Raw genomic sequence first — 16324 nt, 5'->3', positions numbered from 1 at the left:
TGGTTAGACTGGAAAGGCCTGCGAGTAGGCGTGGCGCAACAAGGGACTGCGCCGCCCGAAAAGCGAGGTGGAAATCGCCGAGCCCGGTAGTTCCCAAACACTATAATCCGGTTCAAGCCGATAGTCACCCAGGCGGTTCATCCCAAGGTCCTGAGACAACTGTGCGCCGCCATAAGAGCAGCTGATTGAGCCCAGCCCATGCAGAACAATATCACGCCGCGCCAATTGCTCTAAGAATGAAACAAAGGATGACAACAACAATGGCGCAGCACCTTCGTGACCACGACCTACGATCAAAGCTGGGCAATAGCCAAAATAAGTACCCGGTAGAATAGGCTGTCGTACGCGCTCGACGGATAGATTGGATTCACACAGCCTGCATGCCCGAAACTTGGACTCGTCTTCAGGAAAAAGCAATAACAGAGCCCATTTGGCAACCATCTGTCCGTCTTTGATAACCATTTGCCAATGGTCGCTGTAGACTTCATAGATCGGCTGAAAGACTGTCTGATTGACGGTCAACTCATCTGGCAATCGACCCAATTCCTTGTCTGCAGTCGAGATCATATGGCAGATCGCCTCTTGGTAAGACCCGTCAAAGTACCTGTCGACCAGTGCGTCATCCAACAACTGGTATTTTGAAACATCGGCACGACCCTGCCGCGCCTGCCAATCCAGTCGACAAGCTAAAATTTCGTCGTGGGCCCATCCCAGCCTTTCCGACAATCGGCTCTCAAGATCACCACGAATGAACGAGAGTGAGCGTTCGTATTTGCCAATTGCATCCACACTAACGCCTAAAACCGTTGCCAACGCCTCTTGCGTGATGCGTCCATGGATACCGTTGCTGGAGCGCCAGAGACGCAGTTTTTGGGCAAACAATGAAGGTTGAACCGCCATGCGAACCCTGCGCAGTTAGAAGGCATCGGGCATTAGCATGCCTTTTGAAGACCGTTTTGCCAAGAGACTTACGGATGACTTACGGGAAGTCCGGTTCATGTCGGTGGTAGGGTATGGGTTGGATGAGCAGGTTTGATCCTTAACGATCACAAAGGGAACGATCCCAATGCCCCGACGCATCTCTTGCTTTCCCGGTACAATAGAACTGTTGTTTCCATGGTTCTGGGCCAAAAATGATCCGCGCGAATTCGGCCAAAGACTCGATCGTGACAATCGAAACCGACAAAGCTGTAAACAAGCGTCTGCGCGCAGATTCTACCGCTGATTCTCGTTTCTTAGTTCAAACCAAAACTAAATCTCTAGCGAACCAATAATATTTCGCGCTAACCATGAGGTTGGTGCGCCTTGGACTTTACCCCGCTGCGGCTGTCCGATAGGCCACACTCCCTCAGACGATGAAGAGGCCAAAGTAACCTTCGCGTCTTTCTATTTTAAGCTGCCGTGCCATCGGTCATTCGAAAAACCTCGACCGGTTCGCGGATGCCTTTCAGCGTGACCTCTCCTGCCGAGACCGATGGAAACTCGCCCTCCACTGCGATTGCTGCGCGTGTGCTGAGCAATATCTCTCCGTCCTTGGCCATATCGCATAGGCGAGCCGCGACGTTAATCGCGGTACCTGAGGCTGTGTAGTCTGAACGATCCTCATATCCGACCAAGCCCACGGTCGCATATCCGAGCGAAACCCCCACTCCGAAACCCAGTCGATGACCGAGACGCTTCCACCGCTTTGAGAGCTCAATCATCTTCGCCCGCATCGCAACCGCAAGCCGTACTGCATCACCTGCCGGATTTTCGCAGGGCAACGGGTCATTGAACAACACCATGATCCCATCGCCCATCCGATGATCGACCCCCGCACCATGCGCATTGATCAACTTGCCCATTTCCTCGTGGTAAGTCTGCAGCACTTCGATTGTCTCTTCTGGCTCGGCGGTTTCACAGAATGCCGTGAAACCTCGAATATCGCAGAATAGAACGCCCAGAAGGGCGCGGTGGCTCTGAAGCATCGCATCCGAGCCAGTGGAAATGATCGTATCTGCAACCGCGGTTGGTAGGAAACGCTTGAGTCTACTCATACGCTCAATCTCAACTACTTGTTTTTCAACCTGGTCTCCCAGTTCGGAGTTGAGCGTTTCGAGATCCCTTAACTGCCTGGTGTTTTCGATTGCGATGACGGCCTGGGCCGCAAATGTCTCGACGAGGGCGATCTGGTCTTCCGTGAAAGGTGCAATTTCCAACTTGTAGAGGGCGATAACACCGATGGCCCTATCTCCCTGCAAAAGCGGAACTTGCAACACCGTGTGCATGCCTTCAAGTTCAAGCGCGTCCTTGATTTGAGGAACCTTTGCCGCCAGTTCTGCCTCCTCAAAGAGGTCTTTCAAGTGGATGACACGTTTTTCATGAACAGCGCGCACCGCGTAGCTATCGGTGTTGTCGAGCCGGTGGGGGCGGTCCCGAATGCGGTCGATGAAGGCGGACTCGGCGGCATTATTGGCCGCAAGGCGCAAGTATTCGTCCGCTGGGTCGCACAATAGCAGCATGGCGTGCGGCGCGCTGCAAAGACGCGCTGCGTTTTCGATAATAACATCAAATACAGGCTGCGTATCTGATCGGCTCTGGCTGATAGCATTCAGGACGACGGTTGTTGCGGCTTCGTGCCTCATTCTTTCTTGCAGTTCGCGGAACTGACGGACAATTTCGATGGCGACAACGGCCTGACCAGCGAATGTATCGACCAGCCGGATTTCATCGTCTTTGAACGGATCGACCTCTCGGCGGCTAAGTACAATGACACCGATGCACTTGTCGTCGCGGACGAGTGGCGCGGAAATCCGCGAGCGAATGCCTTCTTCATCAACCAGTTGGACCATTCCTGTTTCGCCCGCCAGATATCCGGGTGACAGGCTAATGTCTTCGTCGGGGAAGGTCCTGGCATGCAAAATCGCCCGTCCGAGCCCGGACAGCCCGTCAACAAGGTCCAATGGCCAAGTCTGACCGATGACCAGCGCGCGCCTTGTCAGCCCATGATACGCCGCGAGCGACAGTTTGTTTGAGCTGTCATTGACAAGCAACAACCAGGCCATAGGAGCGTGGCAAAGTTCGGCCGCTTTGGACAGGATTGCATCGAAGACCGGAGTTTCATCCCCACGGCTCTTGCTGATGAGCTGAAGGATCTCCTGAGTTGCCGCAAGTTGTTTTCGCGCGCCGTATTGTCCTTTGCCGGTGCGCACCCGTTCATCGCTATCCTTCTCAATCATGCAAGACAAATCCTGAACGCTTCGATCTCTCACGCCATGGTATAGGCACCATCCTTTGCTGACCAGCCGCTCGCCGGTGGGCAAGCACGTCTCCTTTCGCTTCGTGTACCGCCCGGGCATCTGCCCCGAATGAGGCGCGCGGTGAGCACGAACTTGTATTCCTGCCGCTATGCTGCAGTGGGCATACTCGAATCTGGGAGTGATCGGAATCATAGCCTTGGGTCAAACCCTGGGCTATTCTTAGGGTTATGAAAAACAGCAAACCGAAGCGGCGACTTGCCGCCATTCTGGCCGCTGACGTCGTTGGCTATTCGAACATGATGGGCGAAGACGAAGCAGGCACGCTTGCTCATTTGAAGGATTGCGAACGAAAACTGATCCAACCCACCGTCGCAAACTACCTCGGAAGCATCGTCAAGAAGATGGGAGATGGATATCTGATTGAGTTTTCAAGCGTCGTTTCAGCTGTGCAATGCGCGATTGACTGGCAGGACAAAAACGAAGGACCGCTGATATTTCGCATAGGCATCAACCTGGGTGATGTCATTGTCGAGGGAAATGATCTGTTTGGTGAAGGGATCAATGTCGCTGCCCGTTTGGAGGCCCTCGCACAACCGGGTGGAGTTTGTCTTTCCGAGGCTGCATGGCGTCAATCAAAAGGAAAAGTTGAGGCACAGTTTGTGGATCTTGGGATCAAGCATCTAAAAAACATAGCTGAACCTGTGCGCCTTTTTCATTTGCAATCCAGTGCGCGCATGTTCCCCGACGAAATGCAGACCACAACTCGATCCAACGATGCGTTGTCGACCTGGAAGCCTCCGACTGTTCTCTTTTCACCGTTTCGTCACCAAGGCTCCAGCGTTGACGCAGAAAGACTGGCTTCTGGGCTGACCGAAACCCTAGCCTCGGCACTTGCACATTTTGAAGAGTTCGAACTCATAGATCCCAGCAGTGCAAAGCAGGCCATCACAAACTCCGGAACGCTGGAAGCCGGGCAACGGCTCGGAGCCGAGTTTGCGCTGCAAGGCATGGTACAGGTTGCGGGTCAAAAAGCGCGTATTAGTTTTCAGCTTGTGAAAGTCTCCAATGGTCGCCGGGTTTGGTCCGACACACTTGACCGCAACCTCGATGACGTCTTTGAGATCCAAGACGATATAACGGCGCTGGTTGCATCCACAATGAGCGATGCGGTCGGCGAAGAGCAGGCAAAGGCGATCGCCGAGAAGCCAGATTCCGCGCTTTCACTCCAAGAGCAGGTTGTGCGCGGTCTTCAACTCCTTCACCGGGTCAATCCCAAAGACAATGCAGCCGCCAGAATTCACTTTGAAAACGTTTTGCGATCAGATCCCGCTGCGCTGTGGCCCAAGCTCTGCCTTTGCTGGACATATGCAATTGAACTTGCCAGCGGCTGGCCATCGACGCGCGCGAATGCGCTGGAGATCAACATCAATGAGATGCTCGATCTCATGCGCCGATTTCCGCGTTCCGCTCACATTCATCGGCTTATGAGCCGCCTGCGCTTTTTTGAAGGCGACTACGCAAAGGGCGTGGCACATGCTGAACGAGCCTACGAGTTAAATCCATATCACAGCGACATGATGATAACACTGGGCCTTGCGCGGTTGTGGAACGGTGAACTGGACCAGGCCGTGGTTCAGCTTGAACGGGCATTCGCTACAAATCAGTATGCGCCTGATGTCTTCAAAAACTACCTTTCTCTTGCCTATTTCCTTGACGATCGATGCGAAGACGCGCTGGAGATTCTGGCAAGCAGCGAAGGTGGAAAAACCGTCACGAGACTTTATAGGATACTCAACCTGGTAGGGTCCGGGCAGGTTGAGGAAGCCAGAACAGAGTCACTGTCGTTGCTTGGCGAATTTCCAGATTTTCGTCTCAACCAAACACAATTTGTAAGATCCTTCAGGCGCACCGAAGACCGCTCACGTGTTGTGGGAGCCCTACAGAAGGCGGGTCTGCCAGGATAAACGATTGGATCAGCGTTTCTTGTTTGAGGGTCTTTGGTGTTTACCGGCTGACCTGCAAATCGTCGAGTTCCATCTCTGTTCACAACTAGCCGATTTCTGAGACCTTCATCGATTTTTCACAAAGCATCCGTTGGCTGTGACACAAACAGCGCTTGTTCTGCTCGCAGCGGGTATGACGACCGAGCCTTAGGCTTTCAAATAGAGTCCGTGTTCTCATTCAAAAAGTTCAAAGTCGCATCCAGAAACGCGTCCCAGTCTGAGCTTTGTGGCATAGGAACGTGATTTGCGGAATCCAGAACCAACAATTCAGATCCTGCGATCCCCGCCGCCAGTTTTCGTGCTTGAGGTAGCGGGTGGATTGAATCGTTGCGTGCATGAACGATCAGCGTCGGGCACCGCACCTTTGGCAGCAGATCGACTATGGAAGCATCACTATGCGCCTTCCGCATACGCAGCACGTTCTCTGCCGGGCAGGATTTGTGCAGGATCTCAACGATGTCTTTGGCCAAGTCCAGCGGGCCTTCCGGGAAATACAGCAATGAATATGCCAGCAAGAAACTGCTGTCGGGTTTGTCCCAGCCTTCGGAGATCATACCCAGCATTTCTTGGGTGCCGGTGGTATCCTGCCGCACATTCCGGCCCTCGGCATAGCCACCATTCAAAACCATGGATTGCACTCGGTCTGGGTAGTTTGCAGCCAGAAAAACGGCCGAAAGTGCAGACCCTGATTGGCTAAACAAGCTGAACCGTTCAAGTCCAACGGCATCCGCAACGCTCAACAGGTCATAGGCGACGGCTTCGACCCCTGCCGAGTCCATATCGAGATCAGAATGGCCACTGCCAATTTCATCAAAGCGCACCAACGTGTTCTTCGCACATACTGCGTCAAACAACGGTCGAAAAAACGGGGAACTCCAATCAGCCTCGATACTGGTCCCGCCAAATGTTGTGTATATGATCGGAGGTCCTTCGCCAGCCACGGAATAAGCAATGGTCTTACCTTCACGGTTTTTGGTGAACTGGAGCCTTGGCGAAAGCTCTCTTGGTGACGCATGATTCGAGACTTTGACAATCTCTACCTCTGCACAACACAAAAAGCCGCGCCGTGCGACAGTTCGTATAATCGCCTGAGACTGACCGTTGTCGCCCACTGCGCGTCGGGCAGCCGCAACACACGCACTGATCGCAGACTCTGAGACGATGCGCCCTTGTCATACAAACTCTATCAATGTGTCGCGTCCGATCAATTCGCCTGCGTTTTGCACCAAAAGCAGCAAGAGGTCGAACACCTTTGGCTCAATCGATACCAGAGTGCCCAGCTGCCTCAGGCTGTGTTGGCTCGGGTCAAGAACGAAGTCGCCAAACTTGTACTTTCGCGCAACGCTTTCCGGGTCTTTTTTGCAAATGGATCAATCACAAGAAAATCCTAAGAGGTTCCTCATGCCTTCCTCAAGCGCAAACGAATTCATGCAGCGACATTCCTGAGACAACCGAAGGCAATGAGGGTAGTAAAATGGACACCGTGAAAATCACGCAATTGGCGCAATTCTATACAAAGGCCTGGAACACGAAGTCGGCCGAGGCCGTTGCTTCATTTTACGCACCGGATGGTGAGATCGTGATCAATCAGGAGGAGCCATGGTCTGGCCGAGAAAGAGTGCAGGAAATGGCTGACGGATTTTTCAGAGATGTGCCAGACCTGACGCTTACATGCGATGATGTGCGCATTTCTGGAAAACATGTGCTCTTTTTGTGGACCCTCACCGGCCATGATGCGGCCACTGGCAATCCTCTCAAAATCTATGGTTGGGAAGAATGGGACTTGAACCACCAGATGGAAGTTCAGTCTTCACGCGGGTGGTTTGACGCCGAGGCCTATGCCCGTCAGGCAAAATGATCTCCTGACCTAGCAAAAATGGACCGGATAGGCCGAGAAGGGTCCACTTGAATAATGCATCATCGCTCCCAAAAACCTGCATATCTCTACCCAGTCTGACCCCGCTCAACGCGGGGCCAGATACGCAGGGGCTGTCACAGGCTCGACAGGCCGGTATCGAGGGCGGACAGAATTTTGGCCACGTCATCCGCCGTGACAACCAGCGGCGGCGACAGGATGATGTTGTTGCCCGACACACGGATCATTACTCCATCTTCATAGGCCGCCTGCTGCACCTGCAATGGCAGGTGTTTGGCGATCGGCGCCTTGGTGGCGCGGTCTGATACGAGTTCAATCGCACACATCAACCCCTCGCCGCCGCGTACATCGCCGATCACGTCGTGTTTCTCGGCCAGGTATTGCAGACCGGTGTACAGCTCATCCCCGCGAATGGCGGCGTTTTCCCAGACCTTCAGACGCTTGATTTCAGACAGCGCTGCCAGGGCTGCCGCCGCGCCCACCGGATGGCCGGAATAGGTATAGCCCTGATCGACCGATGCCTTGCCCGTGGTGTCGTTTTCGAACACCTCGGCCACCGCGCCCGAGATCATGGCCGCGCCAAAGGGGAAGTACCCGTTGGTGATGGCCTTGGCCGTGGCCATGATCTCGGGCTGCACGCCCCAATGCCGCGAACCGCTTTCGCTGCCGGTGCGGCCGAAGGCGGTGATGATCTCGTCCGCGATCAGCAGGACGCCGTGTTTCGAACAGACCTCACGCACCATCGGCATGAAAGACTTGTGCGGCGGGATCACACCGCCCGCACCCAGAACCGGCTCCATGATAAAGGCCGCGACCGTATTGGCACCCTGAAAAGCGATCTCAGCCTCCAGCGCCTTGACGCAAAGCTGCGCCAGACGCTCGGGATCGGTTTCATCGAACGGGTTGCGATAGGTCCAGGGGGCCGGGATATGGAAACAGCCCGGCAGCATCGGCTCATAGGCTGCGCGGAACTTCTGGTTGCCGTTGACCGAGGCGGCGGCGAAATGGGTGCCATGATAGCCCTGTTTCAAACTGATGAATTTGGTCCGGCCCGTCTCACCGCGTATCTTATGGTACTGGCGCGCCATTTTCAGGGCGATTTCCACAGAATCCGAACCACCCGAAGTGAAAAACGCGCGGGTCAGCCCGTCGGGGGCAAAGAACTGCGCCAGCTCATAAGACAGCTCGATGGCCTTGTCGTTGCTGGTGCCGCGGAAGGTGGAATAATAGGGCAGCGCATTGAGTTGGTCAGAAATGGCCTGTTTCACCGGATCGCAGGAATAGCCAAGGTTCACGTTCCACAAACCGCCCACGGCATCGATGGCCTTGTGACCGTCGACATCAATGATGCTGACCCCTTCACCGCCGTTCAGAATAATCGGCGGGTTCTTCTGGCTGTCGGCCGGATGCGCCATCGGGTGCCAGAAGTGGCGGGCATTGTTTTCCTTCAGAAAGTTCGAGTCTTTCATGTCTCGGGTCTCCGGTATTTGTGCCCATCCGCTCACGGATGGAATTCGGTTGGAAAAGTGTCGGGGAGCTGTCCGCCAAAGCTTGCGGTCAGATCAGTCGAGAGGGCATGCAGGGCGGTCAGAATTCCAGGAAGCCGTTCGCCGCTGGCGCGGCTTTCAGGAACGGCAATGGCGATGGTTCCCAGCGCCACCTGATCAATGCCGAAAATGGGTGCCGCATAGCCAAAGACGCCGTTTTCATAGCTGCCATTGCTGTTGGCCCACCCGGCTTGGCTGATGGTCGCGACCCGCTCTTTGATCTGCGCCGGGTCGGTCAGCGTGGTGTCCGTGTATTGCGCTTGTTTTTCTTGTCCGAGGCGGTCGCGCAGGAAAGACGGACCAAAGCTAAGCATACACAGGCCCGAGGCAGTGGCATTGATCGGAAGGACCTCGCTTGGATCAAGACTGACACGCACGCTGTGCCGCGTTGTTTCGACCACCAGAGCCGTTTGCAACGCATCCTTTTCGAGCAGGGAAAGATGCAGGCTTTCCCCCACATCCTGCATGGCGATCTGCATTCTCTGGCGGGCGCTTTCGATGCCGGGGCGGGCGATCTGGCGCAACGCGGCCAGACGCAGCGCGGCGGGCCCGACCGCATAGGATTTGGTGATGGGGTTCTGTTCGATCAGCCCATATTCCTCAAGCTCGCGCAGGTGGCGCAGCGCGGTGGCTTTGTTCAATCCGGACAGCCGCGCGATTTGACTCAGCCCAACTTCGGGCCGGGCTTTCGAAAAGTAGTTGAGCATTTTCAGGGCGTTCAGGGCCGTACCCATGCGATTCACATCCTCCGATTAAGGTAATACTTGACAGAACAAACTTAACAAAGCAACATAAACTTGTTAACGCGGATCATATAATGAACCATCTACGGGAGGTGTCAATGAAGAAAGTCCTAACAGCCGCCGCTTTTGTTGTGAGTGCAACCGCAGCGCTGGCGGAGTATCCAGACAAACCGGTCTCTTTTGTCGTTCCGTGGCCTCCGGGTGATCTGGAAGACGTCCTGACGCGGATCATCGCGGATGAGTTTCAGGCGATGTACGGTGTTCCGGCCGCAGTTGTGAACAAGCCCGGCGGTGGCGGCGGACCCTTCCCCGGTGCTGTCGAAGTGGCAACCGCGCCGGCAGATGGCTATACCATCGGGTCCTTCGTGACAGACGTGCCAATTGGTGGCCCCGAAATCGGCATCCCCGAACTGTCCCCGAACCCGTTCGAGCCGATTGGCATCTTCATGACCTATCCGTTCGTGATCGCGTCCAGCAAGGATGCGCCGTTCCAGAATTGGGAAGAACTGGTCGCCCACGGCAAGGAAAACGACGTGGCGCTGGGTCACTTCGGGTCGTTCCTGCCCCCCACGCAGGTGACCTTTGCCGCGGCGATCAGCTCGGGCTTTGATTTTGCCAGCGAGGCCGCCTTTGATGCGCTCGACTGCAACACACTGGCCTCGGGTGATGTGGACGTGATCAATACCACGTTGCAACTGATCCTGCCCTGCATGGACAGCGTCAACGTTCTGGCCAGCATCGGCAACGAACGTATCAGCCTGACACCGGACACACCGACCGTCAGTGAACTGCATCCCGAACTGAACCTGGCGCTGTGGAACGGCCTGTTCGTCCACAAGGACACGCCTGCCGAAGCACGCGAGAAAATCGCGGCGGCGGCACAGAAGGCACTGCAGACCGAGAAAGCCCAGAACCTGATCGGTGAGACAGGCGTACTGATCTACTGGCTGGATGCGGACGCATCGAACGCCCAGATCGCAAAGGATGGCGAAACGATCGGAGCGATCCAGGCCCTTGTAGGCGAATAAACACATCGCAGGGTCGCGCGGGTCCTTTCCGCGCGACCTTTCCATCGGTCAGGGAGGGGCCAATGATCGCAAAAACGCTTCAGGACATGTTCAAAAGATATCGCCGACCCGGTGACGTCGTGTTTGCCGTTTTGTTCCTGGCCTTCTCCGTCTTCCTCTTGTCTCAGCTGGGTGAGCAGACAAAGGTCGTCAAACGCACCAAATGGTTTGCGCAGCCGGGCCTGTGGCCGACGATTGCGGTCTGGTGCATGGTTGCGTTCAGCTTTCTGCACTGGCTCAGCTCGGCTATATCCGACCGGATCAGCGGTCGCTGGGCCGAGGTTGGGTTCTGGCTCCGGTCGTTCGAATATGTTGCCTATTTCCTGATCTACGTCCTGCTGGTGCCACAGCTTGGATATCTGCCGTCCACGATGTTGTTTGCGGTTTTCCTGACCCTGCGCGCCGGGTTTCGGGGGTCGGGGGCCATCGGTGTCGCCGCATTGTTCGGCTTTGTCGTCACCATCGTGTTCCGGGCTTTGCTGCAGGTCAAAATCCCCGCCGGTGCGGTCTATGAGTACCTGCCCGAATCCATACGCGCCTTTGCGCTGACCTATCTGTAGGGGGCATCATGGAAACGCTTCTGTCCGGAGTTTCAATTCTGCTGCAATGGCAGGTGATCATCGCCCTTCTGGTTGGATCGATCGGCGGTGTCATCATTGGGGCCCTGCCCGGGGTCGGCGCGGCGGTGGCCATCGCCATCCTGCTGCCCGCAACGTTTGCCTTTGAACCCATCGTGGGCCTGACCCTGCTGCTGGGCATTTATGGCTCGTCCATGTATGGCGGGGCCATCCCCGCCATTCTGATCAACACGCCCGGCACAGCCGTCAACGCGCTGACCACCTATGACGGCTATCCCATGACCAAACGCGGGCAAGGGCACCGCGCACTGGCGCTGGCCTATTCGGCCTCGTTCTTTGGTGGCGTCTTCGCGATCATCTGCCTGATGATTTTGTCGCCGGTGCTGGCGCTGGTTGCCCCGCATTTCGGCAGCCGAGAGATTTTTCTGGCCGCCCTGCTGGGCATCGTTTTGGTCGTGCTTGCGCATCGGGGGCAGATCTTTGCCGCCGGGATGCTGGCCGCTTTTGGTATCTTCCTGAACACCGTCGGGCTTGAGCCGGTCAAATACACCCGCCGCTTTACCTTTGAGCAAAGCTGGCTTGCCTCGGGCGTCGACCTGATCGTGGTCGTGCTGGGCCTGTTTGCGATCAGTCAGGCGCTGCTGTTGCTTTTGGAAAAGAACCACGCCCCCGGCGACACCCATGTCAGCGGCAATATGTTTGCCGGTCTCAAGGAATTGCTGGGCCTCAAACGCATTGCCACCGTGTCCTCCAGCATCGGCGTGTTCATGGGGATGGTGCCGGGCACGGGGGAATTCACCTCGCAATTCCTGTCCTACACTTATGCGCAGAAAACCTCGAAAGAGCCCGAGAAATTCGGCGATGGCTCACCCGAGGGTCTGGTGGCGTCCGAGGCGGCCAATAATGCCGTGCCGGGTGCGGCTATGATCCCGTTGCTGGCGCTAGGTATCCCGGGCGAGGCGCTGACGGCGATGATGCTGTCGGTGTTCTATGTCCACAACGTGATCCCCGGCCCGCAGCTGTTCGAAAACCAGATGGATTTCGTCATGGCGCTCTATATGGCGCTGATCCTGCTGAACGTGATCGTTCTGGTGTTCTTGCTGTTCTCGACCAACCTGCTGCTGAAGATTATCCAGATCCCGACGCGGTTTCTGGGCATCATGATCCTGATCCTGGCCTTTGTCGGGGTCTATTCCTTGCGCAACTCGATCACCGACTGCGCCATCGCGGCGGGGTTCGGCGTGTTCGGCCTGATCCTCAAACGGCTGGACCTGCCGATTGTGCCGATCATTCTGGGCATGGTTCTGGGCGGCATCATGGAGACCAAACTGCGCAGCGCCATGGCCCGCGTGAAAACGCCGCTGGATTTTGTCGACCGCCCAATTGCGGCCATTCTATTCGGTCTGATCGTGCTGATCCTGATCCTGCACTGCCGCACGCTGTATTACGAATTCAAAAACAAGCTGAAACCGGAACCGACCGCGCAACCGGTCGATTCCGATCACCCAAATCAGCAAGGGTAAGCCTGCCATGAACCAATCCGATATTGACGCCCTGCGATCTGTGGCCCTGTCCCCGCGGTCGCATTTTATCGACGGGCGCTGGGTCGCGGCCTCGGAAGGCGGCCACAGGGATGTGCTGTCGCCGATTGATGGCGCGGTACTGACGCAGATTGCCGAAGGCACTCCGACGGATATGGAGGCCGCGATTGCCGCTGCGCACGCTGCGTTCGAAGATGGCCGCTGGTCGCGCCGCGCCCCGGCTGAACGCAAGAAAGTGCTGTTGAAACTGGCCGATCTGATCGAAAAGCACGCCCTTGAACTGGCGGTTCTGGGCGTGCGCGACAACGGCACCGAGATCACCATGGCCATGAAGGCCGAACCAATGTCGGCCGCCGGAACCTTCCGCTATTACGCCGAAGCGATTGACAAGGTTTATGGCCAGATCGCACCCACGGCAGACAGCGTGCTGGGCCTGATCCATCACGCGCCCGTGGGCGTAGTGGGCGCGATTGTGCCCTGGAACATGCCGCTGATGATCGGGTCGTGGAAGCTGGCCCCGGCGCTGGCCACCGGCAACTCGGTCGTTCTGAAACCAGCCGAAAGCGCGTCTCTGTCGCTGTTGAAACTGGCCGAGCTGGCGGCTGAGGCCGGATTGCCCGACGGGGTGCTGAACGTCGTCACCGGTTCGGGCCGGGTGGTGGGTGAGACGCTGGCGCTGTCGATGGATGTGGACATCATGGTCTTTACCGGCTCGGGAGCCACGGGGCGACGGTTGCTGGAGTATTCGGCTCGCTCGAACCTGAAACGCTGTTATCTGGAATTGGGCGGCAAATCCCCCAATATCGTCTTCAACGACGCTTCGGACCTGAGCGAGGCCGCCAAGGTGTCTGCCGGTGGCATCTTCCGCAACGCGGGCCAGATTTGCGTCGCCGGGTCGCGCCTGCTTGTGCAACAGGATATCCACGACGATTTCGTGGCCGAATTGGTCGACCAGGCCCAAGCGATGCGCGTCGGCAACCCGCTGGATCTGGACACGCAAATCGGCGCGGTTCATTCGCTGCCCGAGTTGGAAAGCAATCTGGACTTCGTCACCAAGGCCGAGGCCGAAGGTGCCGAGCGTCGAACAGGTGGCGACCGAATTCTGACCGAGACCGGCGGCTATTACATGGCCCCAACCGTGATGACTGGCGTGAAACCCACTGACACCCTGTTCCAGAACGAGGTGTTTGGCCCGGTTCTGGCGGTGACGCCCTTCAAGGACGAGGAGGAGGCGATCCGGCTGGCCAATGACTCGGTTTATGGTCTGGCTTCGGGCGTGTGGACGTCGAACCTTGGCCGTGCGCACCGGATGATCGCAGGTATCCGCGCGGGCGTTGTACATGTGAACACCTATGGTGGGTCTGATCTGACCGTGCCGCTGGGCGGGGTGCGCCAGTCGGGCAACGGGCATGACAAATCCCTGCACGCGCTTGAAAAATATACCGACCTGAAAACCGCCTGGATAAAACTCTGACCAAAGGCCGACTGTATGACGCTTCCCTCAAAATCCGCTGAGCTTGTTGAACGTCGCGCCAGGCTGCTGGGCCCGAATGTTTCAACCTTCTATGATGAGCCGCTTCATATCGTTAAGGGTGAAGGCGTCTGGCTGTGGGATGCTGACGGGCGCAAATATCTGGATTGTTATAACAATGTGCCCCATGTAGGCCATTGCAACCCGCGCGTCGTCGACGCGATCTGCCGTCAGGCCTCGACACTGAATACCCATACCCGTTATCTGCATGACGGCATTCTGGACTATGTCGAAAAGCTGACAGGCACGATGGATGCCACGCTGGACACCGCCATCCTGACCTGCACCGGGTCCGAGGCGAACGATATCGCCCTGCGCATGGCCGAAGGCATGACCGGAAAACGTGGGATAGTCGCCACGGACGCGACCTATCACGGCAACACCTCGCTGGTCAGCCAACTGAGCAAGTCGAACGTGCCGACGGTAGGCTTTGGTCTGAACCAGTATCTCCGGTTTGTGGAAGCACCCGACAGCTATCGCAACCCTGACCCTGACGGTACTAAATTCGCCGACGCAGTTGCCGAACAGATCGCCGAGCATAAGAAATCCGGCATCGGCTTTGCCGCTTTGGTTGTCTGCCCCTATTTCCTGAACGAAGGCTTCCCGGACCACCCCGATGGATGGCTGAAACCTGTGGCCGAAGTGGTGCGCAAGGCCGGTGGCCTGCTGATCTGTGACGAAGTGCAATCAGGCTTTGGTCGCACCGGCACCCATATGTGGGCGCATCAGAAAATGGGCGTGGTGCCGGATATCATGACACTTGGCAAACCGATGGCCAACGGCCATCCGGTGGGGGGCGTGGTGACGCGCAGCGAAATCCTGGCCACGTTCCGCAAGGGCTATCGCTATTTCAACACGTTCGGCGGCAACCCGGTCTCCTGCGCCGCGGCCATGGCCGTTCTGCAAGAGATCGATGACAAGAACCTTGTCGCCAACGCCAAAACGGTCGGTGATCACGCCCGCGCACGCATGACCGCATTGCAGCAGAAATACGAGTTCATCGGCGACGTGCGCGGCTCGGGCCTGATCTTCGGGGCCGAGATGGTGCTGGATCGCCAAAGCAAGCAACCTGCCAGCGAATTCACCGATCGGGTGATCAACGCGATGCGGCACCGGGGGATCATCCATTCGAAATTGGGTAGTCACAAGAACACGCTGAAAATCCGGCCGCCGATGCCGTTCTCGAAAGAAAACGCCGATCTGTTGTTTGATACCTTGGACGCGGTTTTGGCCGAAACCCCGCTGACCCTATGACCCCCACAGTCGAAAAGGCCCTGACCCTTTGGGGCATGGAAGATGCCGAATGGTCTCTGGTCGCGGCCCGCGAAAACCATGTCTATCGGGTTCAGACCGGCGGCAATAGCTTTGCCCTGCGCCTGCATCGGCAAGGGTTGCACACTGATGCCGCCCTGCGGTCCGAACTGCAATGGATCGCCGAGCTTGGAGCTAAGGGCGTCGGTGTGCCTACACCCGTCCCTGCAAAAGATGGAACTTATCTGCATCTGTTGGATGGTATCCAGGTCGATATGCTGAACTGGCTGCCCGGTCGTCCGCTGGGATCGACCGAGGCCGGGATAGATCACGCCGACCGAATTGGGATTTTCAGGACCATCGGGCGCGAAATGGCCCGCCTGCACAAGGTCAGCGATGGCTGGGCCCGACCCGATGGGTTTACCCGTTGGTCCTGGGACCGCGTCGGTTTGGTGGGCGAAACCCCCCTGTGGGATCAGTTTTGGGAGAACCCCACCCTTTCGGACGAAGATCGGACCCTGTTCACAGCATTCCGCGAAACAGCAACCCGTGACCTGCAACAGGTCGAAGCCCAGCTGGATTACGGCCTGATCCATGCCGATCTGGTGCGCGAAAACGTCATGGTTCAAGGCGACAAGGTCTGGTTGATTGATTTCGATGATGCTGGTTTTGGCTTCCGCCTGTTTGACATCGCCACAACGCTGCTGAAAAACCTGAACGAACCGGATTATGACGCCCTGCAAGCGGCGCTGCTGGAAGGATACCGTTCAGAACGCGCGCTCAACATTGAACATCTCAACCTGTTTTTGGCTCTGCGTGCAGCCACTTATGTCGGCTGGATATCGTCCCGGATGGGCGAAGACGGATCAGAGGCACGCAATACACGGTTCAAGGATACCGCCCGGGAATTGCTTTGGCGCTACCTGGGATAAAACGCACAGGAGGAAA

13 protein-coding genes are annotated in these 16324 nt (G+C 56.8%); 8 read left to right on the top strand and 5 right to left on the bottom strand.

The window, feature by feature from the left end; all coding sequences use genetic code 11:
• Positions 1-3 precede the first annotated feature (3 nt).
• Both ACR0AG_RS02500 and ACR0AG_RS02495 read right to left on the bottom strand, forming a co-directional pair.
• On the bottom strand, positions 4-900 hold the full coding sequence (locus ACR0AG_RS02500) for a helix-turn-helix domain-containing protein (protein WP_480836104.1): 897 nt from the start codon (positions 898-900) through the stop codon (positions 4-6).
• A gap of 491 nt (positions 901-1391) precedes the next feature.
• Positions 1392-3218 carry a GAF domain-containing protein gene (locus ACR0AG_RS02495; RefSeq protein ID WP_480836103.1) on the bottom strand — a complete coding sequence of 609 codons (1827 nt, stop codon included), beginning with the start codon at positions 3216-3218 and terminating at the stop codon, positions 1392-1394.
• 248 nt (positions 3219-3466) lie between these two features.
• On the opposite strand from ACR0AG_RS02495, the gene ACR0AG_RS02490 reads away from it, so the two are divergent.
• Positions 3467-5203 (top strand): adenylate/guanylate cyclase domain-containing protein, encoded by a 1737-nt coding sequence (locus tag ACR0AG_RS02490; protein ID WP_480836101.1) that lies wholly within the window; start codon positions 3467-3469, stop codon positions 5201-5203.
• 194 nt (positions 5204-5397) lie between these two features.
• Here ACR0AG_RS02490 and ACR0AG_RS02485 read toward each other — a convergent pair whose 3' ends face one another.
• Positions 5398-6354, bottom strand: a complete 957-nt coding sequence (locus ACR0AG_RS02485; protein WP_480836099.1) for an alpha/beta fold hydrolase — start codon at positions 6352-6354, stop codon at positions 5398-5400.
• A 362-nt stretch (positions 6355-6716) separates the two neighbouring features.
• Between ACR0AG_RS02485 and ACR0AG_RS02480 the strand changes: the two genes are divergently transcribed.
• Entirely contained in the window at positions 6717-7100 is a 384-nt protein-coding gene (locus ACR0AG_RS02480) for a nuclear transport factor 2 family protein (RefSeq protein WP_480836097.1), read from the top strand.
• A gap of 134 nt (positions 7101-7234) precedes the next feature.
• On the opposite strand, the gene ACR0AG_RS02475 is transcribed toward ACR0AG_RS02480, so the two are convergent.
• Both ACR0AG_RS02475 and ACR0AG_RS02470 read right to left on the bottom strand, forming a co-directional pair.
• Positions 7235-8587 (bottom strand): aminotransferase class III-fold pyridoxal phosphate-dependent enzyme, encoded by a 1353-nt coding sequence (locus ACR0AG_RS02475; RefSeq protein WP_480836095.1) that lies wholly within the window; start codon positions 8585-8587, stop codon positions 7235-7237.
• 32 nt (positions 8588-8619) lie between these two features.
• Positions 8620-9399 carry an IclR family transcriptional regulator gene (locus ACR0AG_RS02470; protein WP_480836093.1) on the bottom strand — a complete coding sequence of 260 codons (780 nt, stop codon included), beginning with the start codon at positions 9397-9399 and terminating at the stop codon, positions 8620-8622.
• A gap of 107 nt (positions 9400-9506) precedes the next feature.
• Here ACR0AG_RS02470 and ACR0AG_RS02465 point away from each other — a divergent pair, with 107 nt between their 5' ends.
• The 6 genes from ACR0AG_RS02465 to ACR0AG_RS02440 all read left to right on the top strand — a co-directional run bounded on the left by ACR0AG_RS02465 (position 9507) and on the right by ACR0AG_RS02440 (position 16308).
• Positions 9507-10436 carry a tripartite tricarboxylate transporter substrate-binding protein gene (locus tag ACR0AG_RS02465; RefSeq protein WP_480836091.1) on the top strand — a complete coding sequence of 310 codons (930 nt, stop codon included), beginning with the start codon at positions 9507-9509 and terminating at the stop codon, positions 10434-10436.
• Between the two features lie 62 nt (positions 10437-10498).
• A complete protein-coding gene (locus ACR0AG_RS02460; RefSeq protein WP_480836089.1) occupies positions 10499-11035 on the top strand; it encodes a tripartite tricarboxylate transporter TctB family protein in 537 nt (178 codons plus the stop codon).
• A gap of 8 nt (positions 11036-11043) precedes the next feature.
• Positions 11044-12576, top strand: a complete 1533-nt coding sequence (locus ACR0AG_RS02455; protein ID WP_480836087.1) for a tripartite tricarboxylate transporter permease — start codon at positions 11044-11046, stop codon at positions 12574-12576.
• Between the two features lie 7 nt (positions 12577-12583).
• Positions 12584-14068, top strand: coding sequence for an aldehyde dehydrogenase (locus tag ACR0AG_RS02450; protein WP_480836085.1), 1485 nt, complete (start codon positions 12584-12586; stop codon positions 14066-14068).
• Between the two features lie 15 nt (positions 14069-14083).
• The gene (locus ACR0AG_RS02445; RefSeq protein WP_480836083.1) at positions 14084-15379 is read left to right on the top strand and encodes an aspartate aminotransferase family protein; all 1296 of its coding nucleotides are present in this window, start codon (positions 14084-14086) and stop codon (positions 15377-15379) included.
• Positions 15376-16308 (top strand): phosphotransferase enzyme family protein, encoded by a 933-nt coding sequence (locus ACR0AG_RS02440; RefSeq protein ID WP_480836081.1) that lies wholly within the window; start codon positions 15376-15378, stop codon positions 16306-16308. Before ACR0AG_RS02445 ends, ACR0AG_RS02440 begins: the two co-directional genes overlap by 4 nt.
• Positions 16309-16324 lie beyond the last annotated feature (16 nt).

The organism is Ruegeria sp. H6 (assembly GCF_056532975.1).
This window is presented reverse-complemented; position numbering and strand designations above follow the sequence as displayed.